Raw genomic sequence first — 25,627 nt, forward strand, 5'->3', positions numbered from 1 at the left:
GAAAACGAGGCGCCTGCACAGAGTGATTCGACCCCGCGCAGGGCTTCTTGAAGGCCGGTCGGGCAGATCCGACCAACGGCTGAAAAGCGCCAACGGCAAGGGCTGCAGCCCAGTCAAACGGTGGTCGAGACGTGCTGAACGGGATTCAGATGAGTGCGTACCGGCCAGCAATCACTCCCGCTGACCGAACACCTGGGAGGGTCTGCGCAGCACCGGATCGAAGGGGTTGATTTTCTGGCTGATCGCCGCGGCCTCGCGCTTGAGCATGTCCACCACCGTGGGCATGCGGTCGGCACTGAGGCGGTCGCTGATGGTCGCCACACTTAACGCCGCCACTGCCCGGCCATCACGGTCGAGGATCGGCACCGCCAGACCCGCCATGCCCTCCAGCACACCGGTGTTGCGCGCGGCATAGCCGGTACGCCGCACCGTGTCGATTTCCGAGCGCAGCATCACTTCGTCGTACAGATGGAAATCCCGCAGGCGCGGCAGGTTGTAGCGGATCACGGTCTCGCGTTCGTCTTCCGGCAGAAACGCCAGGATCGCCAGACTGCCCTGCCCCACGCCCAGCGCCACGCGGCCGCCGATATCGCCGGTGAAAGTGCGGATCGGGTACGGCCCTTCGCTGCGGTCCAGGCACACGGCGTCGAAACCACTGCGGGCGAGCAGAAACAACGAGTCCCCCAACGAGGCCGACAGGCGCAGCAAGCTCGGCCGCACCACGTCCCGCAGGTTGCCGGACTGCCCGGCGCGCGCGGCCAGGGCGAAGAATTCCAGGCTCAGGCGGTAACGCTTGCTGCGCAGGTCCTGCTCGACCATGCCTTCGTCCATCAGGCTGCGTAGCAAGCGGTGGGTGGTCGGCTGCGACAGGCCGACCTGTTGAGCCAGTTGCGTCACGCGCTCACTGCCATCGGGACACTTGCCCAGCGCCCGCAGCACGGCAAACAGGCGAGAGACCGCGCCAACGCCCGTTTCTTTCTCACCGCTCTTCCGCTCAGTGGAATTCATTTCGCTCTACTCCTCATTTCTTTTCGCTGAATGAATGAATTCAAAAAAACGACTCACTCAATGAAATTGCTCGTTGAGCGCATCCTAGTCTTGGGCCTAGGATCGGTCCACAGGGCGATTTGAATAACAGCGGCAGCCGACACCGATCGAGCGCCAGCGTCCACGGCCACACGCAGCACTTCTCTTCGCATCTGCCCATAAAAAACGCGCGCCGTCGGTGCGCACGAAAAAAGGTGGAACGCAGCCATGGCTTTTCTTCAACTCCAGGCACTGTGCAAGCGCTACGGCCCCATCGATGCCGTCGTGGCCACTGACCTTTCGGTGGAGCAAGGCGAATTCGTCTCCCTGCTCGGCCCCTCCGGCTGCGGCAAAACCACCACCCTGCAAATGATCGCCGGCTTCGTTGATGTCAGCGCCGGGCGCATCCTGCTGGACGGCCGCGACATCACCCACGCCAAACCGGCCAGTCGCGGGCTGGGTGTGGTGTTCCAGTCCTACGCGCTGTTCCCGCACATGACCGTGCGCGACAACGTCGCTTTCGGTCTGAAGATGCGCAAAGTCTCCGCCGCCGACATCGAGCGCCGCGTCTCCCGGGTGCTGGAGCTGGTGCGCCTCACGCCCCATGCCGAACGTTACCCCCGCGAGCTGTCCGGCGGGCAGCGTCAGCGCGTGGCCCTGGCCCGGGCGCTGGTGATCGAGCCGCCGGTATTGCTGCTGGACGAACCGCTGTCCAACCTCGATGCGAATCTGCGCGAAGAGATGCAGTTCGAAATCCGCCGCATCCAGCGCGAAGTCGGCATCACCACCCTGATGGTCACCCACGACCAGGCCGAAGCGCTGTCCATCAGCGACCGCGTCGTGGTCATGCAGGCCGGGCGCATCACCCAGATCGACGAGCCCTACACCCTCTACGAACACCCGCGCACGCGTTTCATCTCCGGCTTCGTCGGCAAGGCCAATCTGCTGCGCGGCGATCGCGATGCCAGCGGCGCGGCCCAGGTCCGTCATCAGCCCGGCGATGGCGAACTGGTGTTGAGCCTGCGCCCGGAAAAAATCGATCTGGTGCCTGCGGGGACCGGTCGCCTGCAAGGTCGCGTGGTCATGCGCTACTTCCTCGGCAGCCAGTGGCTGTACCGCATCAAAACGCCCATCGGCGAAATCACCGTGGTGCGCCGCAACGATGGCGACGCGCCGATGAACGAAGGCTTCGCGGTGGGGCTGGACTGGCCGTCGGACCTGCTGCGGGTGTTGAGCGTCGACGAGGTGCCGGCATGAGTGTGCTGCGCGACACCGGACGCGGGTATCTGCTGTCGGCTCCGGCCCTGGCGCTGTTCTTCGGCCTGCTGGTGCTGCCATTGGCCTTGACGCTGGTACTGTCGCTCAACGTGTTCGACTACGAAGTCGGGGTCAAGGGCGGTGAATGGACCCTGGCCCAGTACGCCAATCTGGTCACCGATTCGTACTTCTACGAGATCTTCCTGCGCACCTTCTGGATCAGCGCCCTGGTGACCCTGCTGTGCGTGGTGATCGGCGTGCCCGAGGCCTACATCCTCAGCCGCATGGGCACCCCGTGGCGCTCGATTTTCCTGATCCTGATCCTCACGCCGCTGCTGATTTCGGTGGTGGTGCGGGCGTTTGGATGGAGCCTGTTGCTGGGCGCGGACGGTCTGATCAATCAGGCGATTCAGGCCCTCGGCGGGCGTCCGATCAAGATGCTGTACACGCCGTTCGCGGTGATTCTGGCGCTGGTCCACGTGATGCTGCCGTTCATGATCATCCCGGTATGGACCTCGCTGCAGAAACTCGACGCCTCCGCCGAACAGGCCGCGCTGTCCCTCGGCGCGACTCAGGCGCAGGTGATGAGGATGGTGGTGCTACCGCAGGTGATGCCGGGCGTGCTGTCAGGGACGTTGATCGTCTTTGGCCTGTCCGCCAGTTCGTTTGCCATCCCGGGTCTGCTCGGCGGACGCCGGCTGAAGATGGTCGCCACGGTCGTCTACGACCAATACCTCTCGGAACTCAACTGGCCCATGGGCGCGGCGATTGCCGTGGCGCTGCTGCTGATCAACCTGTTGGTCATGCTGTCGTGGAACCGGCTGGTTGAAGGCCGCTACAAAAAATCCCTGGGGGAATGAGCGATGTCCAAGAACGGTCCTCTGGCCCTGTCGTTTCATGCCCTGGTGGTGGTGTTCATGCTGGCGCCGCTGGTGGTGGTCTGCCTGGTGGCCTTCACCCCGGAAAACACCCTCAGTCTGCCGTGGCACGGTTTTTCCCTGCGCTGGTTCAGGGCGGTGTTCGAGCGCGCCGACTTCATTCAGTCGTTCTACAACAGCCTGATTCTGGCGGTGGTCGCGGCCACCCTGGCGACATTGATTGCCGTGCCGGCGGCATTGGCGATCACCCGCTATCGCTTTCCGGGTCGCGACTTTCTCAACGGCCTGTTCCTGTCGCCGATCATCATTCCCCATCTGGTGCTGGGAGTGGCGATGCTGCGTCTGTTCGCGCTGATGGGGGTGAACGGCAGTTTTGTCTGGCTGATGTTCGCCCACGTCGTAGTGATCACGCCCTACGTACTGCGCCTGGTCATCGCCGCTTCCATCGGCATGGACCGCAGCGCCGAGCAGGCCGCTGAATCCCTGGGTGCCAGCCGCTTCACCCTGTTTCGCCTGATCACCCTGCCGATGATCCTGCCGGGCGTGGCCGGTGGCTGGTTGCTGGCGTTCATCAACAGCTTCGACGAGGTCACGCTGTCGATCTTTGTCACCTCGCCGTCGACCCAGACCCTGCCGGTGCGCATGTACGTGTACGCCACCGAATCCATCGACCCGATGATGGCGGCCGTGTCCGCGCTGGTGATCGCCCTGACGGCGGCGACCATGATCATTCTCGACCGGGTGTACGGCCTGGACCGTGTGCTGGTGGGGAGGCATTGATGACTCTTTCATCCTTTGACATCTGTTTCAGGGAGCGCGCGCCATGGCATTGCTGAAACGACTGGCCGAACACGACCGCGCCGTGCTGTCCTTCACCCTAGACGGTCAGCCGGCCAGTGGTTTGCAGGGCGATACCTTGCTCACGGCGGTGCTGACAGCGGAGGACTCGCTGCGCGGCAGCGACTTCAGCGGCGAACCCCGCGCCGGTTTCTGCCTGATGGGCGCGTGCCAGGACTGCTGGGTGAAACTGAGCGACGGCCGACGGGTGCGGGCCTGCTCGACGCTGCTGGAAGCCGGCGTGTGCGTGAGTCGTGAACCGGGGCGCAACCAATGAGTGCGCCAACCCTTCAGGCCATGAACACCGTCATCGTCGGCGCCGGGCCGGCCGGAATTCGCGCCGCGCAGACACTGCTTGCCCACGGCCTTCGCCCTTGTCTGCTGGATGAAAGCCTGCGCGGCGGCGGTCAGGTCTATCGTCGCCAGCCGGAGAACTTCAAGCGCTCGGCCAAGGCGCTGTACGGTTTCGAAGCAGGCAAAGCCGTGTCGGTTCACGCCACCCTCGATCAGTTGCAGACCGAAATCGACTACCGCCCCGAGACGCTGGTGTGGAACGCCGAAGCACGCACCCTCGACACCCTGCGCAATGGCCGCACGGCGCAGGTGCCGTTCAAGCATCTGATCGTGGCCACCGGCGCCACCGACCGCATCTTGCCGGTGCCGGGCTGGACCTTGCCCGGCGTCTACAGCCTCGGCGCAGCGCAGATCGCGCTGAAGTTTCAGGGCTGCGCCATCGGTCAGCGCGTGGTCTTCGCCGGCAGCGGGCCGCTGTTGTATCTGGTGGCGTATCAGTACGCCAAGGCCGGTGCGACGGTGGCGGCGGTGCTCGACAGCTCGCCCTTATCCGCCCAGACCCGCGCCCTGCCCGCGCTGCTCGGGCAACCGTCGACACTGGCCAAAGGGCTTTATTACCGCGCCTGGCTGACGGCCCACGGCATCCCGGTGCATCAGGGCGTTCATCTGCACGACATTCAGGGCGAGCGGCGGGTCAGCGGGGTCAGCTGGCAACAGGGCAATCAGCGGAAAAACCTCGCCTGTGACGCCGTCGCCTTCGCCCACGCGCTGCGCAGCGAAACCCAATTGGCCGATCTGCTCGGTTGCGACTTCGCCTGGAGCCCGTTGAATCGCGCCTGGCTGCCCACCCGCGACGCTGCCGGGCGCAGCAGTGTCGAGGGGGTTTATCTGGCCGGTGATGGGGCCGGGATCATGGGCGCCGACGCTGCGGAAATGGCCGGCGAACTGGCAGCGCTGACCTTGCTCGGCGACATCGGTTACCGCATCGACCGCGCCCGCAGCATCGAATTGCAGCGGCAACTGGAAGCCATCCAGCGGTTTCGCCAGGGCCTGGAAACGGCGTTCCCCTTCCCCGAAGACTGGGCCGCGAAGGCGCCGGACAGCCTGACGGTGTGCCGCTGCGAGGAAGTCAGCGCTGGCGACATCCGTCAGACCGTGGCCGAGGGTCACTGGGAGATCAACCGCGTCAAGGCCATGTGCCGGGTCGGCATGGGCCGCTGCCAGGGGCGCATGTGTGGACTGGCCGCGACGGAAATCGTCGCTCAGGCGTCGGGGCGCGACATCGCCAGCGTCGGACGATTGCGCGGGCAGGCGCCTATCAAGCCGCTGCCGTTTGGCGTGGAGGCAGAACAATGAGCCAGCCCGTTGAAGTGGATGCGGTGATTATTGGCGGCGGGATCGTCGGCGCCTCGGCGGCGCTGTTTCTCGCCCTGAGCGGCAAACGCGTGGCGCTGCTGGAGCGGGACTTTTTCGGCTCTCACTCAAGCGGCGTCAATTATGGCGGCGTGCGCCGTCAGGGCCGGCCGTTGTCGCAGCTGCCGCTGTCCCGGCGCGCCCACGAAATCTGGGGGGACCTGCGCGCATTCATCGGCACTGACGGCGAATACGTGCGCTCGGGGCATCTCAAGCTGGCCCGCAGCGACAAAGACATGGCCGCGCTAGTCGCGTATGAAGAGGCGTCGCGCGGGTTCGGAATGGAGCTGCAGTTGCTCGATCACGGCCAGTTGCGCGCGCGCTTCCCCTGGGCGGGCGATGTGGCGGTGGGCGCTTCGTTGTGCGCCGACGACGGCCATGCCAATCCGCGCCTCGTCTCCCCCGCGTTTGCCGCTGCCGCACGCCGCGCCGGTGCGCAGACGTTCGAGCAGGCCCAGGTCAGCGAGGTCGTCCACGACGGGCAGTCTTTCCGGGTGAGGACCGCCAGCGGCCTGAGCCTTCGAGCGCCGTGGCTGCTCAATTGCGCCGGCGCCTGGGCGGCTCAACTGGCCAATCAGTTCGGCGAACCGGTGCCAATGCGCGCGGGTCACCCGGCGATGCTGGTGACCGAGCCGCTGCCGATGTTCATGGACGTCAGCACCGGCGTCGAAGGCGGCGGGATTTATGCGCGGCAGGTGGCGCGGGGCAATTGCGTGCTGGGCGGCGGTCAGGGATTTCCGCTGGACCCGGCCACCGCCCGCCCGGGTCAGGCGGCGATTCTGGAGATCCTGCGCAACGCCGTTGAGCTGTACCCGCCGCTGGCCGGTGCCCAGGCCATTCGCACCTGGAGCGGCACCGAAGGGTATCTGCCCGACCGCGAGCCGGTGCTGGGGGCCAGTTCGACCCAACCCGGTCTGCTGCACGGCTTCGGATTCGCCGGATCGGGCTTTCAGATTGGCCCGGCGGCGGGCGAGGCCCTGGCGCAGATCGTCTGCGTCGGGGCGTCGAACATCGTGCTGAGCCCGTTCTCGATCACACGCTTTCAATCGCAACCGCACACTTCATCGCCCGCCATCGTCGTGCCGTCCGGCACCGATAACGTCATTCCATTGCTCAGAGGAAGTTCGAACCCATGACTCACATGAAACGTGTTGCCGTAACCTGCTTGTCTTGCCTGCCGCTTGCCGTGTTGCTTGCTTCGATGCCCGCACAGGCCGAACCGACGCTGTACCTGGGCATGAACGGCGGCACCATGGAGCGCTTGTACGCCGACAATGTGCTGCCCGCGTTCGAGAAGGCCAACAACGTCAAGGTGGTGATCGTGCCGGGCACGTCCTCGGACATCCTCGCCAAGGCCCAGGCCAGCAAGGACAACCCGCAGATGCACGTGATGTTCCTCGATGACGGCATCATGTACCGCGCCATTTCCATGGGCCTGTGCGGCAAGTTGAACCCGAGCGCGAGCCTGGCGGACATTCCGGCCAAGGGCAAGATCAAGGAAGAAGCGGTGGCCGTGAGCCTGGGTGTCACCGGGCTGGCCTACAACACCAAGATGTTCAAGGACAACGGCTGGAGCGCGCCGACGTCCTGGGCCGACATGGCGGACCCTAAATACAAGGAGAAGCTGGTGTTCCAGTCGCTGGCCTCCTCCACTTTCGGGCTGCACGGTTTTCTGATGTTCAACCGGCTGCAGGGTGGCAACGAAACCAACGTCGAGCCGGGGTTCAAGGCATGGCCGAAGACGGTGGGCCCGAACGTGCTGGAGTACATCGCCAGCTCGGCGAAGATCTCGGAAATGGTTCAGACCGGCGAAGCGGCGCTGTTCCCGCTGACGCCGACCCAGGTGACCGCGCTCAAGCTCAAGGGCGTGCCGGTGGAATACGCGCCGCCGAAGGAAGGCGGTGTGGTCTTGAACGTGGCCGAATGCACCATCGCCAACAACGACCAGCCTGGACTGGCGCAGAAACTCGCGGCGTTCCTGCTGACCCCGGAAGCCCAGGCGCCGGCCCTGGAGATGGGCGACCAGATCCCATCCAACCCGAAAACCCCGACCACCGACAAGACCCGCGGTCAGGTGGAAGCCATGAACAAATACCTGGAAACCGCCGTGACCATCGATTGGGATCAGGTCAACCAGGTCCGCCCGGAATGGAACGCCCGCTGGAGCCGCTCGATCGAGCGGTAGGTGATTAAGGTTGGACCGCGATCCAGTAGTAGGACCGGCTTCAGCCGGGAAGGCGTCGGAGGCCATGCCGGAAAATGGATGGCGCGCACGCTGGCCTCTTCCCGGCTAAAGCCGGTCCCACTAACGCGCCGCGTATGCTGCAGGACCGGCTTCAGCCAGTCCCACCCAAGTGCCGCGTATCCTATGGCACCGGCTTTAGCCGGTCTCTGACCCGGAACGCCGCAAATCACACCACATATGCACCTTCGACACGTACTGCTCCCCCACCGCCACCGCATACGGCTCGACCCCGAACGCCTCAAACCCCATCCGTCCATACAAGTCCTGGGCACCGCGGTTGCCGTCGGTCACCGTCAACTGGACGAGCAACAGCTGCGGCACGCTCTGCGCATAGGCCAACACGCTGCCAACCAGATCATGCCCGACACCTTTCCCCCGATGGGCCTGGGGAACGTACATCCCGAACAGCGTGGATTTGTGGCGAGCTTTCTTTCTGGTTTCAATGGAAAGGCCGGCAACCCCCAGCAAGGTGCTTCCTTCAACGGCGCCGAACACCACCTCTGTCGCCTCAGTCCCGACCACGAGCCGTTTCTCCCACCAACTGATCGGCAAGGCTTCGCGCTCGCCGACGTCGGACGTGAACGCATCAGGATGGAGGGCGTAGGCTTCAAGCATCAGGGCTCGATAAGCCGAAGCATATTCCGGGGTCAGTCGCTGAATGGTTGTGGTCATCGAATTCACACTGCAGGGTCGAGCGCTGATTATGGGTATCAGCCCGCGTGACGACTACGGCCGGGGCGCAGAATAAACAAACACCCTCTCCCTTCGCGCCCGTTCGGTCACGCATCGGCGTGCAGCATGCGGCGAAACACCGGGTTTTCACGCCAGCTATTGCAAAAACCCTGCTCATCGCTGCAACCTCCACGGTTTGTGCGGCTCAGACTATTTCGCGACAGGTAAAATCGCGCACCGTGGGCGCGTCAGTTCGAGGGAGATTTCCATGCGTTTCAGATCATTCATCCAGTGTCTCGCTGTTGTGCCCCTGGCGCTGCTGATGGCAGGGACGGCCGTCGCCAGCGAAGAAACGCAACTGATCCAGTCAATCAATACCTATCGCAGCCAGGCTCAGCCCTGCGCCAATGTGGCGTCGACCGAGCTGCCGCCGCTGAACAGCGACCCGCGCCTGAACCTGCCCGCCAGTGGCACGGTAGATCTGCAGCCGATGCTGGCCCGGGCGTCGTATCCGATGGTCAGCGTCCAGGCCATCACTCTCTCGGGCCCGCGCGACGCGCAAGCGGCCATGGCGGCGATTCAGGAAAGTTTTTGTCAGGTGGTGCTCAATCCGCAGTTCGTCGACATCGGCGTCAGCCGCAACGACAGAGACTGGCGCATCGTGCTGGCGCGTCCACTGCTGGCGGGCGGACTGGGTAACGCGCAGGCCGAGGGCCAGAAACTGCTGGGGCTGATCAATGAAGCGCGCAAGCAACCGCAGCAATGTGGCGCTCAGTCGTTTTCCGCTGCTGCCCCGCTGGTGTGGAACGACACGTTGATGAGCGCAGCCGAAAGCCACTCGCGCTCCATGGCCAACAACAACTATTTTGATCACAAGGGTCGCAACGGCGGGACGCCGGGGGATCGTGCGGAGCTGGCCGGGTATATCGGCCAGCAGATCGGCGAGAACATTGCCGCCGGGCAGGACAATGCGCGCAAGGTGGTCGAAGGCTGGCTCGCCAGCCCCGGCCACTGCGCCAACCTCATGAACCCGCAGTTTCATGACCTCGGCGCCGCCTACGCCACCGACCCGAAGAGCGACGCCGGTATTTACTGGACGGCGCTGTTCGGGGTGCAGTAAGCGCTGATGGGCTTGCGAGCCGCCCTACCAAGCGGCTCTGCGATCAGAGGCCGTCAGCGGCGTGCAACGTGCGCAGTTCAACGTCCGCCGCGCTTTTCTTCTGCCAGACCGGCCAGTACTCAACCCGCTTGGACTCGACCGAGCTCTTGTTGCTCTCGAACCAGCTCAGGGATTTAGGCGAGTTGGTCATCAGCTTGGTGTCGGCGATCCAGTCCTTGAAATCGCTGGACTGCGAGCTGTATTCCGCTTTCGGGTCGCGGGCGACCGGCCATGGCGAGAAGCGTGCTTTCCACATGCCCATGCGCGGGATGACCATCGAATAGTAGGTCTTGCCCGGGGCCAGGTCGGCTTCCAGGAAGTCCGCCGCTTCCGAGACCACCATGAAGGTATGGTGGCCCGGCGTCGTCGGGTAGGCGATCTTGGTGCCGTTGGCCAGAATGCCGATGAACTGGGTCTTGCCACCGGTCACGTCATACACGGACGCGTCGATGGCCTTGGCCATGAACGCGCTGCGCATGAAAACGACCTGTGCGCCGTCCTGAGGACTGGCTTCGATGGCTGGGTTGTCGGCAGGTTTCATCATGGACGAACAGCCGGTCAGCACCAGTGTGCCAACCAACGCCAGAATGTGGGTAATGCGCATTTACAGCTCCTTGGGAAAAATATCCGGCCCGAAAACGGATCGGGCCCGGGGCTGTATCGGCGCTGACACCTTTCTCTTGAATGAAAAAAACACCGCGAGGGCTCTGGAATCGGCGTCCCAAGGCGCCTTGATCGAAGCGCAGTCCGATTATCCCGCCTGGATCGCCGACGCCGGAACCTGCCCGTCACTCACGTTCGCCTCGGTGTAATGCCGCCGGTGCGCCAGTGCCTCACCCTGTTCATCGAACAGATGGCAACGGTGGCTCTGCACACCGACGCGCAGCGATTGCCCCGCCTTGACTGCCGACATTCCCTCGCCTTTGACCATCAGATCATGGCCATCGTCGGTCTGCGCGTGGGTAAACGTCTCCCCGCCCAGATGCTCGACCACCAGGGTTTTTACCGGAATTTGCGCATCGCCCTCGCCCCGATCCGACAGATGCTCGGGCCGCAGGCCCAAGGTCAACGGGTCGCCCGCTTTCACATGCTCGCCCGTCACCGGAACCCACAACAGCTCGCCACCCGGCAGGCTGACCTGGACGCCTTCACCACTGATGGCCACCGCCGTGACCGGTAGAAAACTCATCTGCGGCGAGCCGATAAAGCCGGCAACGAAACGGTTGCGCGGATGGTGATAGAGCTCCAGCGGCGAACCCACCTGTTCGATGCAACCCTTGTTGAGCACGACGATTTTGTCGGCCAGGGTCATGGCTTCGACCTGGTCATGGGTGACGTAAACCATGGTTGCCTGGAGGTCAGCGTGCAGCTTGGCGATCTCGATACGCATCTGCACGCGCAGTGAGGCATCGAGGTTGGAAAGGGGTTCGTCGAACAGAAATACTTCGGGCTCATGGACGATGGCCCGGCCGATGGCGACGCGCTGACGCTGGCCGCCAGACAATGCCTTGGGCTTGCGGTCGAGCAGCGGTTCGAGCTGCAGGATGCGCGCGGCGTTGCGCACCTTGGCTTCGATCTGGTCCTTGGGGGTCTTTTGCATCTTCAGCCCGAAGGCGATGTTGTCGTAGACCGACATGTGCGGGTACAGCGCGTAGGACTGGAACACCATGGCCACGCCGCGATCGGCCGGCTCCAGGTAGGTCACGTCCCGGGCGCCGATGCGAATTTGCCCCTGGGTGATGCTCTCCAGGCCCGCGATACAGCGCAGCAGGGTTGACTTGCCGCACCCCGAAGGCCCGACGAACACCACGAACTCGCGGCTCTCGATACTCAGGTGGATGTCATGCAAGACCTTGATCTCGCCATAGGCCTTCTCGACGCCACTCAAACTGAGCTCAGTCAAAATCGTATCCCCTGAATTATTGTTGTTTGGGCATTTTTCACGGCAACGGCGCGCTGATTTGACAGCAATGCATTTTGTCCTACGATCATTTGTAATTCGTAAATTACAAATGTCAAGGAACTCGCCCGAACCGGATTGACTGCCCCGTAGATCCACCTATATGCACCGTTAACTCCTGTACCCGCGTAACCCTCACCCACAACAATAATGAGGTCACGTAAATGAAGAAGCTGGTTTGGAATGCCCTCGCCCTGTCGATTGCGCTGGGTTCCGGCGCCGCACAGGCCTGGACGCTGGAAGAGGCCGCGGCGCCGTACAAGGGCACCGAAATCAAGGCGATTTTCCTCGACCGTCCCGGTTACGCCGCCGCCATCAAACTGCTGCCGGAGTTCGAAAAGAAAACCGGCATCAAGGTCAGCTACGAAACCATCCCCTACGAGAATAGCCGCGAACGCGAGGTGCTGAGCTTCACGTCCGGCGAGCAGCTCGACGTCGTGCTGACGGACGTGGTGTGGATCGGCGAATTCGCCGGCAACGGCTGGCTTGAACCGGTCACCACCTTCACCCAGGACGCGAAGCTCGCCGACCCGGACCTCAAGCTGGAGGGGTTCTTCCCGATCCTGCTGGAGTCCTTCGGCAGCTGGGACAAACAGACCTACGGCCTGCCCTTCGATAACTACTCAGGCCTGCTGTTCTACAACAAGTGCATGCTGAAAGAGGCCGGTTTCGACAAGCCGCCGGCCACGTGGGATGAGCTGCTCAAGGACTACGCGCCCAAACTCACCGACAAGACCAAGGATCGCTACGCCTACGCCCTGCAATCGCGGCGCGGTGAAACGCAATCGGCGGACAGCTTCATGCGTTTCCTCTGGCCGTTCGGTGGCTCACTGCTGGACGATAAATTCAAATCCAACCTCAATTCCAAGGCGTCCCAGCAAGGGCTGCAATTTCGTCAGGACCTGATGAAATACATGCCGCCGGGCATCGTCGATTACGACCACAACGAAGCGGTCAACGCCCTTGCCCAAGGCAAAGTGGCGATGATCACCGAATGGTCAGCGTTCTACGGCACCTTGGCCGACCCGACCAAATCCAAAATCACCGACTGCCTGGCCGTGGCCACCGAGCCCAAAGGCCCGGCCGGTCTGAAGCCGGCCCTGGGCGGGTTCTCGCTGGGGGTAAACGCCAAATCCGATGAAAAGCAGAAAGCCGCGGCGTGGCTGTTCATTCAGTGGGTCACCTCCGAAGCCATGGCCAAGCCGTACCTGGACGCCGGTGGCGTGAGCGGGCGGATGTCGGTGTACAAGGACGCCGACGTGCAGAAGAAATACCCGTTCGTGCAGCCGATGGTGACCTCGTGGGAAGGCGGCGTGCCTGACTACCGCCCTCGCTTCCCGCAATGGCCGGAGATTTCCGAAGTGGTCGGCGAAAACGGCACGGCGATCATGCTCGGCAAAACCAGCGTGGAGGCCGGGGCCAAGGCGATTGGCAGCAGGATGGAGGAGATCCTGAAGAAGGCCGGGTATTACGACGGCAAGGTCAAATTGCTGAAGTGACGGTTTGACCACACTCCCGTAGGAGCCGGTTTGCTGGCGAATGGAAAATGTCTGACACCTCTGCGGTGAATGGCACAGCGTATTCGCCAGCAAGCTGACTCCCACAGGGGTTCAGCGTAATGCCGTGAGATGCCCGCACCTTCGAGACCCAACACATGCCGAACAAGAAAAAACCACCCTTCCCGACCCTGTGGAACAACACCCGCGCCGCCTTTGCCTTTCTCGCGCCGGCCACCGTTGCCCTGGCGCTGATCGGCATCTTTCCGACGGTGTTCGCGCTGGTCAATTCGTTCCGCCAGTACAACTTGGCCCGGCCAAAAGACGCGACGCCTTTCATCGGCTTCGACAATTACCTCAACGTGCTCAACGACGCTTCGTTCTGGGCCGCGCTGGGGCGAACCGGGCTGTTTCTGATCACCGTGGTGCCAATCCAGCTGGCGCTGGGCCTGATCATCGCGCTGATGCTGCACAAGCCCGGCCTGTCCGGTTTCAAACTGCTGGCGCGCATGAGCCTGGTCATCCCGCTGGCCACCGCGCCCGCCGTGGCCGGGCTGATTGGCCGGCTGATCTTCAACCGCGATTTCGGCGTGGCCAACGCCCTGCTCTCAGTGGTCAATGCCGGGCCGGTCGAATGGCTGGGCGACACCACCAACGCGTTCATTGCCGTGGCGCTGATGGACATCTGGCAATGGACGCCCTTCTGCGCGCTGGTACTGCTGGCCGGGCTGACCATGGTGCCCAATGAAATCGAAGAGGCTGCGCGCCTGGAAACCCGCAGCCGCTGGCAGATCGTGCGCTACGTGCAGTTGCCGTTTCTGCTGCCCAGCGCGACGGTGATTCTGATTCTGCGCACCGCTGACATCCTCAAGATGTTCGACACCGTGTTCACCATGACCCGCGGCGGGCCGGGTGCGGCCACCGAACTGGTCAGCGTGTACATCCAGCGCATCGGCTTTCGGGTGTTCGATCAGGGCGTCGCGTCGGCGCAGGCGATCCTCATGCTGATCCTGACCATCGTGCTGGCCCGGCTGTACATCAAATTCGTTTATCGGGAGATCTGACATGGCCACCGTTGCGACTGCAAAAAGCCCGGCCACCCCCGCCCTGGTTCGCCCACGGGCAAGCGTCAATGCCTGGCATCTGGTCGGTCTTCTGGCGATCTTCCTGTTCGCGGTGTTTCCGTTCTACTGGATGGTCGCCACCAGCCTCAAGACCCAGGCCGAAGCCCTCGCCTCGCCACCGATCTGGGCGTTCACGCCGCACCTGGATAACTACGTGAAAGTGCTGTTTGAGCGCGACGTGCTGCACAGCCTCGGCAACTCGCTGATCGTCGCGGTCTGCACCACCGTGCTCGCCGTCGGCCTCGGTACGCCAGCGGCCTACGCCCTGGCGCGGTTCGAATTCAAGGGCAAGGAAGACCTGTGGTTCTGGTTCATCACCAACCGCATGCTCAGCCCCATCGTCGTGGCACTGCCGATCTTTCTGATGGCGCGCAACATGGGCCTGATCGACACCCATCTGGTGCTGATCCTGATCTACCTGACCTTCAACCTGCCCATCGTCGTGTGGATCTGCACTGACCAGTTTCGCGGCGTGCCGAAGGATCTGGACGAAGCCGCGCGGCTGTCGGGCGCGTCACGCTTCACCATCTTCTGGCGCATCGCCCTGCCCCTGGCGATGCCGGGGGTGGCGGTGTCGGCGATCTTCTCGTTCATCTTTTCCTGGAACGAGCTGCTCTATGCCCTGGTGCTGACGCGCAACACGGCCCGCACCGCGCCGGTGACCGCCACCAGTTTCATGAGCGGCTACGACTTGCCCTGGGGCGAGATCATGGCCACCGGCACGCTGATCGTGTTCCCGGTGATCATTTTCGCGTTGATGGTATCCAGGCATCTGGTACAAGGGCTGACCATGGGCGCCGTGAAATAGACGCCCCGCTTTACCGGCCACAGTAAGGACACCGCCGTGCAGAACCTTTACCCGGACACCCCCTTCGCCACCGAACCGGTGAACGCCGAGGATCAGCTCAATATCCGCATCGCCTGGTCCTATTACGTCAACAGCATGACCCAGCAGCAGATCGCCGACCGGCTGGGCATCACCCGCGTGCGGGTCAACAAGGCCCTGGCGACCTGCCGCGAAACCGGCGTGGTGCAGATTCGCATCACCTCGCCGCTGGCGGCCTGCATCGAACTGGAAGAGCGTCTGCAGAATCGCTTCGGCCTGCGTCGCGTCACCGTCGTGCCCTCACCCGACGATCCGTCGACCATCTTCCGCGTGCTGGGCGTCGGCATTGCGCCGAGTATCGAGGAATACCTCAACGACGGCAGCATCGTCGCCGTGGGCTGGGGCCGCACCCTGCGCCAGGCGGTGCGCGAACTGTCGGCGCGGGCGCTGCCGAACCTGACCGTGCTGTCGCTGCTCGGCGGCCTGCATTACGGCTCGGCCAACAACACGGTGGAAATCGCCTCGAGTTTTGCCGGGCTGTTCGGCGGCTCCTGGTACTACCTCGCCGCGCCGGTGTTCGCACCTTCAGAGCAATACCGCGACATGTACCTCGAAGAAGCCTCGGTGCAAGCCGTGCTCGGCAAGGCGCGGCAGGCCGATCTGGCCTTGCTCACCGTCGGTGATTTGAGCGAGCGTTCACTCATGCTGGAACTGGGGCTGGTCAATGATGAAGACGCGCGCTCGTTGCGGGCCGCCGGTGCCGTCGGTGACCTGCTCGGCCGCTGGCTGGACCGCGACGGCATCGAAGTCAATCACCCGCTGAACCGCCGCGCCGTCTCCCTGGACCTCGAAGACCTGCGGCGGATCAAGAAGGTCGTGCTGGTCTCCGGCGGGCCGTACAAGGCCGACATCATTCGCGCGGTGCTGCTGCGCAATTTCGTCCACGAGCTGGTCATCGACGAAAGCGCGGCGCGGCAACTGCTCGATCAGGACAAATAAATCCCCCCTTCTGGAGCGATCGCGATGGCCCATTACGACTTTGGCGGCAAGCGGATTCTGGTCACCGGCGCGGGCAAGGGCATTGGCCGGGAAACCGTGCAGTGGCTGGAGCGATGCGGCGCGGAGGTCATCGCCATGGGACGCAATCCGGAGGATCTGGCCTATTGCGCGCACAGGGCAGTGGCGGACCTCGCCGACGTCGAGGCGACTCGCGCGGCGGTGGCCTCGGTGCTGCCCGTCGATCTGTTGGTCAACTGTGCAGGAGTGGTCGAGCTGGAGTCGTTTCTCGACACCTCGGTCGAGACTTTCGACCACCTGATGGCGGTGAACACCCGGGCGCCCATGGTAGTGGCGCAAATCGTCGCCCGCGACCTGATCGCTCGCGGCGTGCCGGGCGCCATCGTCAACGTCTCAAGCCTCGCCGCTGCGGTGGGCACCCGGGATCATCTGGCGTATTGCGCGTCGAAAGCGGCGCTGGATGCCATGACCCGAGTGATGGCCGTTGAGCTTGGCCCCTTCGGCATTCGGGTCAACAGTGTGAATCCGGTGGTGACACTGACGCCGATGGCAGACAAGGCCTGGAGCGGCCCGGTCAAGGCCGGCGCGATGCTGTCGCGGATTCCCCTGGGCCGCTTCGTTCAGCCCGGGGAAATCGCCGCGACCATCGCCTTTTTACTCAGCGACGACGCCGGCATGATCAACGGCGTGACCCTGACCGTGGACGGCGGTTTCAGCGCGGGCTGAGGCGCACGTCTAAACCGGCGTTCAGCCCCACAAGGTGCGGCCGAAGAACGTCAGCGCGCGGTCCATGGCCAGTTGCGCCCAGACCGGATCGTATTGCGTGCCCGGAATGCGGCCAGGGCCGACGGCTTCTTCGTTGGCGAAGGCGTGGTGGGCCAGGTAGCGGTGGAATTCCAGGTCGACGCCGCCTTCGCTGAGTTTGGCTTCCAGCTGATCGACGCCGTCCGCCGGGAAGAATTCATCCTGAGTGCCCCAGTGCGCCTGAACGGGCACCTTTATCGCCGCAGGGTCGAGGAATTCCAGCGGCGGCATGCCGTAGAACACCACGCCGGCGGACAGCTCGGGGATGAAGTTGAGTGCCAGCAGGGTCAGCGCGCCGCCCATGCAAAACCCGGTAACACCGACTTTCTGGCTGTGTCCCTTGAGGTATTGCACGGCGCCGCGGATGTCCTGGGTGGCGGCATCGGCGAAGTCGAGCTTGTCCATGAGGTGATGGGCTTCTTCTTCCTCGACCGTCATTTCGCCGCGATAAAGATCAGGCACAAGCGCCAGGTACCCGGACGCCGCCAGCCGATCGGCCACGCCACGGATCTGGTCGTTGAGGCCCCACCACTCCTGAATCACCACCACGGCGGGTGCGCCTTCGGTCTTGGCCGGGCTGGCCAGGTAGCCACTCAACTCTTTGCCGTCCGGGCGTTTGAACGTGATGGTCTTGCCCGTTGCCTGTGTCGATGCTTGAGTCATGGGGTTCTCCGGATAGAAATTCGGTTGGATTAACAGCGTAAGACGACTGACCGTCAGTTCTACGGCAGCAACACGACGGTGAACAGCGTGACCCACGTGAAATTACTGACAGGTTCGGCGTGAACCCCGTTCAACCGTTTTGCAGATCCGTGCCCATGGCAGCGCCGGTCATGTCTCGACGACGCTCGTCACGTGGGGCAGCGCGATGCTCGCGCAACTGCTTTTTCAGGGTGGCCGCCGAGGGCGCATAAAGAAAGCCGAACGACACGCTGTTGCGTCGGCCTTTCACCGCGTGGTGCATCAAGTGTGCGTGGTAGAGGCGTTTGAGGTAGCGATTGCGCGGCCGTGGTCGCGCAGGCCAATGGCGATGGACCATTCCGTCGTGGACCAGCATGTAAATCAGGCCGAACGCCGCGACGCCTGCGCCCACCCATTGCAGCGGCTCATGGCCGTGGTTGCCGGCAACGATCAGCGCGACCGCCACCATGCCCAGCGCCAGCAAATAAATATCGTTGGTTTCGAAGGCGCCGAGCTGTTCTTCGTGGTGGGATTTGTGCAGGAACCAGCCCCAGCCGTGCATGACGTACTTGTGGGCCAGAAAGCCGACCCCTTCCATGGCGACAAGGGTGAGGAGAAAAATCGTGAAGTTGAAGATCATAGCGTCGGGAAGGCCGATGGGTCTGGACGTCGACGTGCAGCATACCGGGGTCACGGGAAATTTCCAGATTCGCGCTCACAACGTTTGCTTTCCTGACCAACCGATGTAAAAAATGGCCCCATGGGTGAGCGTCCCGGACGTTCACTGTATTCGTGCCCTGCCCCCTCGCGGCGGCCGGCACCGCTTTCAAGGAATCAAGCATGGCTCCAAGACACGTCATCAACGCTTCGGTCAGCCCCAAGGGCAGCCTGGAAACACTCTCGCAACGTGAAGTCCAGCAACTCAGCGCCGCAGGCTCCGGCAGCATCTATACCCTTTTCCGCCAGTGCGCCCTGGCCATTCTCAACACCGGCGCCCATGTCGATAACGCCAAAACCATCCTCGAGGCCTACCAGGACTTCGAAGTGCGCATTCACCAGCAAGACCGTGGCGTGCGCCTCGAACTGCTGAACGCCCCGGCCGACGCCTTCGTCGACGGCGAGATGATCGCCAGCACCCGGGAAATGCTGTTCAGCGCCCTGCGCGACATCGTCTACACCGAGAGCGAGCTCGACAGCCAGCGCATCGACCTGAGCAGCTCCCAGGGCATCACCGATTACGTTTTCCACCTGCTGCGCAACGCCCGGACCCTGCGCCCCGGCGTCGAACCGAAGATGGTGGTGTGCTGGGGCGGTCACTCGATCAACACCGAAGAATACAAATACACCAAGAAAGTCGGCCATGAGCTGGGCCTGCGCAAGCTGGACATCTGCACCGGCTGTGGCCCCGGCGTGATGAAAGGCCCGATGAAGGGCGCGACCATTGCCCACGCCAAGCAACGCATCACCGGCGGCCGTTACCTGGGTCTGACCGAGCCGGGCATCATTGCGGCCGAAGCACCGAACCCGATCGTCAACGAACTGGTGATCCTGCCGGACATCGAAAAGCGCCTGGAAGCCTTCGTCCGTGTCGGCCACGGCATCATCATTTTCCCGGGTGGCGCAGGCACGGCAGAGGAATTCCTCTACCTGCTCGGCATCCTCATGCACCCGGACAACCAGGACCTGCCGTTCCCGGTCATTCTCACCGGCCCGAAAAGCACCGCGCCGTACCTGGAGCAGCTGCACGCGTTCGTCGGCGCGACACTGGGCGACGCCGCGCACAAGCATTATCAGATCATCATCGACGACCCGTCTGAAGTGGCGCGGCAGATGACCCTGGGCCTTGCGTCGGTGCGCCAGTTCCGCCGCGACCGCGCCGACGCGTTCCACTTCAACTGGCTGCTGAAGATCGAAGAGAGCTTCCAGCGTCCGTTCGATCCGACCCACGCCAACATGGCCAGCCTGCAACTGCGCCGCGACCTGCCGCCCCACGAACTGGCGGCCAACCTGCGCCGGGCGTTCTCCGGGATCGTGGCGGGCAACGTCAAGGACAAGGGCATTCGCCTGATCGAGGAACACGGTCCGTATGAAATCCACGGCGACGCGGAAGTGATGCAGCCGCTGGACAAGCTGTTGCAGGCCTTCGTCGAGCAGCACCGGATGAAACTGCCGGGCGGCGCGGCGTATGTGCCGTGTTATCGAGTGGTTTCCTAACGGCGCATGGCCTGAGGTCATACTTCAGGCATGACACTGCACCACCCCTGTGGGCGCCCAATTGTGGGAGCGAGCTTGCTCGCGAAGAGGCCGGAACAGCCGCTAAATATCCAGCGGCTGAAAGAACCTCTTTGTGAGCAACGTACAGCGCCACCCCGGTCACTCCAACAAGTGCTATGCCGCAAGCACCTGCCTCTCCCCGAATTCCGGAATTGATCCATGATCCACATCCGCCCCATGACCGCCGATGACTTCGCGGTCTTCTGGCCCACCTTTCAGGCTGTTGTTCTGGCGCAGGAAACCTACGCCTACGCCCCCGACCTGAGCGTCGAGCAAGCCCGGCACCTGTGGCTGGAATACCCGCTGCACACGCTGATCGCCGAAGAAGACGGCATATTGCTGGGCAGCTATTACCTCAAGGCCAACGCTGCCGGCCCTGGCAGCCATGTCAGCAACTGCGGCTACATGGTCACCCCGGCCGCGCGCGGTCGTGGCGTCGCGCGCCTGATGTGCGAGCACTCCCAGCAACTGGCGCTGGACAGCGGCTTCTCGGCCATGCAGTTCAACTCCGTGGTCGCCACCAACGACGTCGCCGTCGCGCTCTGGCAGAAACTCGGTTTTGAGATCGTCGGCCGTCTGCCCCGCGCTTACCGCCATGCCCGGCTCGGGCTGGTGGATTGTCTGGTGATGTACAAATGGCTGGCGGACATGCCGGCCTCGCGCAAAGCCAAAAGCCCGTTGCTGATCGGGCGCAAGAACATCGAATCGGTGATCTCCCGCCCCCGGCGCAAACCCTCTGACGGACCTGCCTGATCTTTTCGTTAATCGGGAACCACCTGCCTGCCTGACGCCACTCACCCTGCAAAGTACTCACTTGCACGGACGGCGTCAGCATGGCTTTACCTACAGTCTCACGTGGCCAGACCACCAATGTCGGCACCACCCATCTGAACCCTGCCGCTGCAACGGCAACCGGCCCCACGCAGCGTAAAAACGTTCTGGCGCGCATGGCCACTGCCAGCCGGTCGACGCTGCAGAAAAGCCGCCACTTCGCAGGCGGTCTGTTCAAGGCCCGGCCGGGCGATGCCTCGTCCATCCCACGCGCCTCCGGGGCCGGGAACACCACCAACACTGCGCTCGCACCCAACGCGGCGGCGGCATCAACTACGGCCGCTGCATCAGCCGCGCCACAGGCGAACGCGCCGGTGCCGCCCACCGGTCCTGCGACAACCCAGCTACCCGCCATGGCGATGACAACCCGGCTGAGCATGGCGTTGCACAATCAGCAACTCACTTTTGGCGGCTCCGGCCAGCCCAACCGCACCGAGCGCCTGCTCGAAGGCATTCTGAGCAAGCACGACCAGCGTTATCAGGGCTTGGCGGAGCTCAATCAGAGTGCAGAGAAAACCGAATACCTGCTGGTGGATACGCAGCACCGGCTGCTCCACGCCCATGCCAGTGACGCGGCCATTTCCCTGTTCAAAAGCAGTGAAAAACGCGCGAACAACGCCTTCGATGTGGCGATGCCCACCGATGCCCACCGCGCGCAGGTCACCGGCGTGCACAAAGACGCCAACAACATGGCCTGGCGCATTCACGAAAATAAGCTGTACGCGTTGCAAGGGGGCCAGTGGCATGAGAACACCCAGGGCGCAACGCTGAAAACCCTGCACAACATCGGCGCTGGCAACCTGTTCGGGCTCAACGGCGAAGGCCTGGTGTATTCGCTGAATGATCTGAATACCCCGTTGAATTTCGATCACAAGGTCACGGCGCTGGGGCGCTCGCCGGACGGTCAACTGATGGCGCTCAGCGAAGACACTCAAGGCCAGCACTTGCTGGTGCAGCGCAATGCCCTGGGCGCGGGCGTGCACGATGTGCACCACTTGATCACGCCCACCGGCACGGACAACGACGAGGCGCTGAAACCCAAATCGGTGGCCATCGCGGGGCAGCGCCTGCTGGCGACGACGGCGTCGGGCAAACTGCTGCAGGCGACAATGCCGGCCGTAGATGATCGCAAGAAAACGATGCTCGTCACGGGCGAGCTCACGCTGCAGCCAGCGCCACCCTCACCCGCCCTGCTGGCTGCCTTCGGCAATCACACCGTCAGCGACTTCTTCCACGACGATAAAAATGTCCTGCACGCCCGAGTCAAGGATCAGCAAGGCCTGGAGCACAGCGCCGCATGGGATGACAAAAGACAGGACTTCGTCCCCGGCTGGTCCATGGCGCCGCTGGTTATGGACCGTCAGCACGGCTTGCCTGTCCTGACACCTGAGGCCGCCGCGCAAATCCAGCTGCCACGGGGCAAAATCGCCAGCCACGACAACACGCTGCTGGTCCAGGACCCGCGCACCGAGGAATGGAAGAAGACCACCGAAAAGGACATCAAAGCCCTGCAGGCAGGCCAGGACGGCTTCGCTTACATCATCGACAAGGACGGCAAGCTCAAACAGTTGAAAGTGGTGCCCCAGGCCGCCGCCCATGACATGGGTCGCGGCGCCGATCTGGCCCTGCAGGGTCGCGGGACCGAAGCCAAGGGCACCGCCCTGCGCGGCGCCGAGCATCTGGTCGCCGACAAACTGGCGGTACAGAACGATCAGAATTTCATGACCCTGAGCGACGGTGAACTGCGTTTGCATGACCAGAACGGCGAACGCGCGCAGTTGCCCAAGCCACCCGGCACCGGTGATATCCAGGCGATCAGCACGGGCGGCAAGGATTGGTTCGCCCTGCGCGGCGGCGCCCTGTTTCGGCTGAGCGGCGACGATGCCAACGCTCGAAAGCTCAATCCTCAGCGGGCCTGGCAAGCGGTTCAGGGCCCGACCACCCCGCCGGGGGCCGTTCTTCAGGACCTGCGCCCCCATCACGACGGACGTTTGGTGGCTACCACCAGCGCGGGAGAATTCGTCAAAACCGCGACCGGGTGGGAAGCCGCAACACCCGCGCCGGCGGCCCCGCGCAATGACCACGCGGCCTTCAATCGGCTGGCAGCCGCCGAGCCGGAAACCCTGCGCAGGGGCTCGGCCAAGCTCACCGTCAACGTGATGGGCAGTAACAACGTCGAGAGCATGAAGGTGAAGCAATATGCCCCCGCCACCCTAAGGCAGAATTACCTGACGGCTCATCTGTCCTTGACCGGCGCGGCGAAAGTGCCGGCCGACAGCCTCCAGCACGCCTGGAAAGGCCGCGAAGGCCTGAGGCCGATCTACACCGAAGAAACCGCGCTGCTGCGCGAACTCCACACCCGCGCGACGACGGCGACCGGAGCGCCGGGGCGGCCAATGGCACAGCGCATTGATGACCTGGCGCCCCGCCTGACGTCACATGAATCGGGCGAGCTGGCAGAGCTGTTCAACTGGTTCCAGACCAGCGTCACCGAGGACCTGCAGAAAACCCTCCGTGAACTGGCTCAGGACGAGGGCGCCTTGCTGAAGAACGGCACCGTCAATCCGGCCTTTCGGGGCAAGCCGCGCACCAACGACATGCTGCCGCAAGTGGCCGGCGTCATGCGCCACAGCGGCATCGACAACGCCCATGAGCTGGGGCAGTTGCTCGACTCGCTGGAGAATGCGCATTTCACCCTGGAGCGTCGCAACACGGAGAAACCGCTGGATGGCTCCCGCACTCAGGGCGATAAACAGGCGCTGCTGCGGGCCCGCCTGGCCCTGGACGTCAAGGTGCTCAACGACATCAGCACCGCCCTCGACGGGTTCGCCGATGAAGTGAAAAAACCGGGCGCCAAGGATTTCGCCCCCATCGCCACGGCGCTGGCCGCCCTGCACAACGACACCTACGAAGGCAGCCCGGTCAAACGCTACACCGACGCGGGCTTTCGTGACCACGCCTCCCTCGAAGCCAGTTACGACGCCACCAAGAACCTGCTCAAGCACTTGCGCAAGGACAACCACCCGCTCAAGCGCAACATATTGCAGGGACTGGAAACCCCTGCCGGCCCCAATAACGCCGATGTCACGCGCAGCCTGACCCAGGCGCTTCGCGATCTTGAACCCCGGGAAAGCGTCAAGCTGAACCGCAACTACGGCGGCGGTATCACCGGCGGCGTCGCGGGCCCGGCGGAACCGGCCTTCCTCGGTTTTCGCGGCAACATCGATCCGGAGCGCACCTACGGCCTGACCTTCACCCGCTTTGATCGCGGCCTGAAAGTGTCGATGAGCCGCGAAGGCGCCATCAGCGGCACAGGAAGCTTCGGTTTTGGTGGCGGCAAAAGTGACACCAAAACCACGCCCGGCGACAGCCACGCCAACATCCAGTCCAACGGTGGCTGGTTCGGCGGCAGCCTGGACGCCAAGTACAAATACGCCAACAGCACGGCGCTGAGCTTTTTCATCCGTGACGACGAAATCGATGATTTCATGGCCGACCTGATGCAGACGCCGCTGGCCAGCAGCAAGCGCCCGACCCAGGGTGGCCTCAAACCGATGGAATTGATGGATCGTGGCGTCGAGAAGGAAGTGCGCACCACCGGCAAGCACGCGTTCGACCTGGATGCAGGGGTCAACCTGGAATCCCGTACCAACAAGGGCCAGACCGATGCGGAGCCCGTCGCCGGCTTCATGCGCTTCGGCGCCGGCCTGCTGGGAACCGTGTCACTGCTCAGCGCCGAACGGGAACGCACCGAGGGCCATGGCAGCGATGGCCTGCACACCGACATCTACAGCAGCAACCGCGCCCGCTTCCTCGAAAAAGGTTCGGTGACCGGCTACGCGCGGATGTTCAGCACCGTCTTTACGTCGCGCCCCAGCAACCTGTTCGTGGCTGGCGGTGCACCCTTGGGGGTCAGCGCGACACTGGCGTTCGACAACAAGACCGGCAAGAGCTACGACGTGCGCTTCAAGAACGCCCTGCCGCTGCAGACCGCCGACGTCAAAACCCTGGGCGAAACACTGGAGAAGGCCTTCCCCGGCATGAGCAAGAATCCGTCGGCTGAAGGGAAGAATCCTGAGCAGGTGCTGCAGGACCTCAAGAGCAAATACCTGACGGCCACGCCAGACGAGAACGACGCGCAATACGCCGCGCGCCAGAGCCTGCGCCAGCTCGACCGGCAGAACACCGCTGCCGGCCAGGGCTCGAGCCTGATGTCGCTGATGGACATGGTGGTCAAGCACAACAACGTCAACCGGCTGGATCAGGCCGCGCCGTCCAAGCGGCAGATCGACCGCGTCAAACAGATGCTCGGCCGCGACTGCAACGAAGGCAACGCCCGGCGCATTCACGACATGATGAGCGCCGACCCGCAGTTCAAAGGCCTGCTCGACGCGATGAAGGACACCAAGGGCACTACTCGCGCGGAAATCAAGCTTGAGGTCCGCGACGACATCAAGGAACGCATCGAAACCGGCGCGCTGGACGGAAGCCTGACCGACGCGATGCTCAAGGACATGCTCGGCGACAAGAACAATCTGCGCATCAAGAGCATCGCGGTGTTCAAGACCGCAGCCAAGGAAGACTCGTTCGGCACGCCCTTCCCGTTCGTCAGCTACAAGAGTGGCAGCGCACTGAGCATCGAACGCCTGATGGGCGAAGTCACCTTCGAGTACGGCATGGACCCTACCAACCCGAAAAAGGCCACCGCCGACGGCGACATTGCCGACCGTGGCGACTCGCAGCCCGCCCTTGAACTGGGCCAGGTCGGCAACGGCGCCTTCCGGCCGCGCTAGGCCGACGCCCATGACTTTCCATTGATTCAATCGAAACCCC

At 63.5% G+C, this 25,627-nt stretch carries 22 protein-coding genes; 16 read left to right on the forward strand and 6 right to left on the reverse strand.

Features of this window, described 5'->3' with window-relative positions; genetic code table 11:
• Positions 1-171: 171 nt before the first annotated feature.
• Positions 172-1,008 (reverse strand): IclR family transcriptional regulator, encoded by an 837-nt coding sequence (locus tag QMX88_RS13055; protein ID WP_282369890.1) that lies wholly within the window; start codon positions 1,006-1,008, stop codon positions 172-174.
• 246 nt (positions 1,009-1,254) lie between these two features.
• On the opposite strand from QMX88_RS13055, the gene QMX88_RS13060 reads away from it, so the two are divergent.
• Genes QMX88_RS13060 through QMX88_RS13090 form a run of 7 tightly spaced genes read left to right on the forward strand, consistent with a single transcriptional unit; the run spans position 1,255 to position 7,890 of the window.
• The gene (locus tag QMX88_RS13060) at positions 1,255-2,283 is read left to right on the forward strand and encodes an ABC transporter ATP-binding protein (RefSeq protein WP_282369892.1); all 1,029 of its coding nucleotides are present in this window, start codon (positions 1,255-1,257) and stop codon (positions 2,281-2,283) included.
• Positions 2,280-3,143, forward strand: coding sequence for an ABC transporter permease (locus tag QMX88_RS13065; RefSeq protein ID WP_282369893.1), 864 nt, complete (start codon positions 2,280-2,282; stop codon positions 3,141-3,143). Before QMX88_RS13060 ends, QMX88_RS13065 begins: the two co-directional genes overlap by 4 nt.
• Before the next feature lie 3 nt (positions 3,144-3,146).
• Positions 3,147-3,941, forward strand: a complete 795-nt coding sequence (locus tag QMX88_RS13070) for an ABC transporter permease (RefSeq protein WP_037010374.1) — start codon at positions 3,147-3,149, stop codon at positions 3,939-3,941.
• A gap of 43 nt (positions 3,942-3,984) precedes the next feature.
• Positions 3,985-4,275: a (2Fe-2S)-binding protein gene (locus tag QMX88_RS13075; protein ID WP_282369905.1), complete on the forward strand. Its 291-nt coding sequence runs from the start codon at positions 3,985-3,987 to the stop codon at positions 4,273-4,275.
• Positions 4,272-5,648 carry an FAD/NAD(P)-dependent oxidoreductase gene (locus QMX88_RS13080; RefSeq protein ID WP_282369907.1) on the forward strand — a complete coding sequence of 459 codons (1,377 nt, stop codon included), beginning with the start codon at positions 4,272-4,274 and terminating at the stop codon, positions 5,646-5,648. Before QMX88_RS13075 ends, QMX88_RS13080 begins: the two co-directional genes overlap by 4 nt.
• Positions 5,645-6,841 (forward strand): NAD(P)/FAD-dependent oxidoreductase, encoded by a 1,197-nt coding sequence (locus QMX88_RS13085; RefSeq protein ID WP_282369909.1) that lies wholly within the window; start codon positions 5,645-5,647, stop codon positions 6,839-6,841. The genes QMX88_RS13080 and QMX88_RS13085 overlap by 4 nt, the downstream gene beginning before the upstream one ends.
• Entirely contained in the window at positions 6,838-7,890 is a 1,053-nt protein-coding gene (locus QMX88_RS13090; protein WP_282369911.1) for an ABC transporter substrate-binding protein, read from the forward strand. The genes QMX88_RS13085 and QMX88_RS13090 overlap by 4 nt, the downstream gene beginning before the upstream one ends.
• A gap of 195 nt (positions 7,891-8,085) precedes the next feature.
• On the opposite strand, the gene QMX88_RS13095 is transcribed toward QMX88_RS13090, so the two are convergent.
• Entirely contained in the window at positions 8,086-8,622 is a 537-nt protein-coding gene (locus QMX88_RS13095; RefSeq protein ID WP_282369913.1) for a GNAT family N-acetyltransferase, read from the reverse strand.
• A gap of 322 nt (positions 8,623-8,944) precedes the next feature.
• Between QMX88_RS13095 and QMX88_RS13100 the strand changes: the two genes are divergently transcribed.
• Entirely contained in the window at positions 8,945-9,742 is a 798-nt protein-coding gene (locus tag QMX88_RS13100; protein WP_442969455.1) for a CAP domain-containing protein, read from the forward strand.
• 43 nt (positions 9,743-9,785) lie between these two features.
• Here QMX88_RS13100 and QMX88_RS13105 read toward each other — a convergent pair whose 3' ends face one another.
• Entirely contained in the window at positions 9,786-10,385 is a 600-nt protein-coding gene (locus QMX88_RS13105; RefSeq protein WP_282369917.1) for a hypothetical protein, read from the reverse strand.
• A gap of 147 nt (positions 10,386-10,532) precedes the next feature.
• Entirely contained in the window at positions 10,533-11,684 is a 1,152-nt protein-coding gene (locus tag QMX88_RS13110; protein ID WP_282369919.1) for an ABC transporter ATP-binding protein, read from the reverse strand.
• Between the two features lie 221 nt (positions 11,685-11,905).
• Between QMX88_RS13110 and QMX88_RS13115 the strand changes: the two genes are divergently transcribed.
• From QMX88_RS13115 to QMX88_RS13135, 5 genes are all read left to right on the forward strand, one after another.
• Positions 11,906-13,240 (forward strand): ABC transporter substrate-binding protein, encoded by a 1,335-nt coding sequence (locus QMX88_RS13115; protein WP_282369920.1) that lies wholly within the window; start codon positions 11,906-11,908, stop codon positions 13,238-13,240.
• A 155-nt stretch (positions 13,241-13,395) separates the two neighbouring features.
• Positions 13,396-14,301, forward strand: a complete 906-nt coding sequence (locus tag QMX88_RS13120) for a carbohydrate ABC transporter permease (protein ID WP_282369922.1) — start codon at positions 13,396-13,398, stop codon at positions 14,299-14,301.
• 1 nt (position 14,302) lies between these two features.
• Entirely contained in the window at positions 14,303-15,169 is an 867-nt protein-coding gene (locus QMX88_RS13125) for a carbohydrate ABC transporter permease (protein ID WP_282369924.1), read from the forward strand.
• A gap of 36 nt (positions 15,170-15,205) precedes the next feature.
• Positions 15,206-16,186 (forward strand): sugar-binding transcriptional regulator, encoded by a 981-nt coding sequence (locus tag QMX88_RS13130; RefSeq protein WP_282369926.1) that lies wholly within the window; start codon positions 15,206-15,208, stop codon positions 16,184-16,186.
• A gap of 24 nt (positions 16,187-16,210) precedes the next feature.
• On the forward strand, positions 16,211-16,930 hold the full coding sequence (locus QMX88_RS13135) for an SDR family oxidoreductase (protein ID WP_282369928.1): 720 nt from the start codon (positions 16,211-16,213) through the stop codon (positions 16,928-16,930).
• Positions 16,931-16,951: 21 nt separating this feature from the next.
• On the opposite strand, the gene QMX88_RS13140 is transcribed toward QMX88_RS13135, so the two are convergent.
• Together QMX88_RS13140 and QMX88_RS13145 are read right to left on the reverse strand one after the other, a co-directional pair.
• Positions 16,952-17,671, reverse strand: a complete 720-nt coding sequence (locus QMX88_RS13140) for a dienelactone hydrolase family protein (protein ID WP_192171930.1) — start codon at positions 17,669-17,671, stop codon at positions 16,952-16,954.
• A 130-nt stretch (positions 17,672-17,801) separates the two neighbouring features.
• On the reverse strand, positions 17,802-18,329 hold the full coding sequence (locus tag QMX88_RS13145; RefSeq protein ID WP_282369983.1) for a sterol desaturase family protein: 528 nt from the start codon (positions 18,327-18,329) through the stop codon (positions 17,802-17,804).
• A gap of 200 nt (positions 18,330-18,529) precedes the next feature.
• Here QMX88_RS13145 and ppnN point away from each other — a divergent pair, with 200 nt between their 5' ends.
• From ppnN to QMX88_RS13160, 3 genes are all read left to right on the forward strand, one after another.
• Positions 18,530-19,903: a nucleotide 5'-monophosphate nucleosidase PpnN gene (gene ppnN / locus QMX88_RS13150; RefSeq protein ID WP_172612611.1), complete on the forward strand. Its 1,374-nt coding sequence runs from the start codon at positions 18,530-18,532 to the stop codon at positions 19,901-19,903.
• A gap of 219 nt (positions 19,904-20,122) precedes the next feature.
• Positions 20,123-20,716: a GNAT family N-acetyltransferase gene (locus QMX88_RS13155; RefSeq protein WP_282369938.1), complete on the forward strand. Its 594-nt coding sequence runs from the start codon at positions 20,123-20,125 to the stop codon at positions 20,714-20,716.
• 80 nt (positions 20,717-20,796) lie between these two features.
• Entirely contained in the window at positions 20,797-25,587 is a 4,791-nt protein-coding gene (locus QMX88_RS13160; protein WP_282369939.1) for an AvrE-family type 3 secretion system effector, read from the forward strand.
• The last annotated feature ends 40 nt before the right edge of the window (positions 25,588-25,627 follow it).

Origin of the sequence: Pseudomonas sp. PS02290, assembly GCF_029960075.1 — a bacterium.
In the GTDB taxonomy this organism is placed as follows: domain Bacteria; phylum Pseudomonadota; class Gammaproteobacteria; order Pseudomonadales; family Pseudomonadaceae; genus Aquipseudomonas.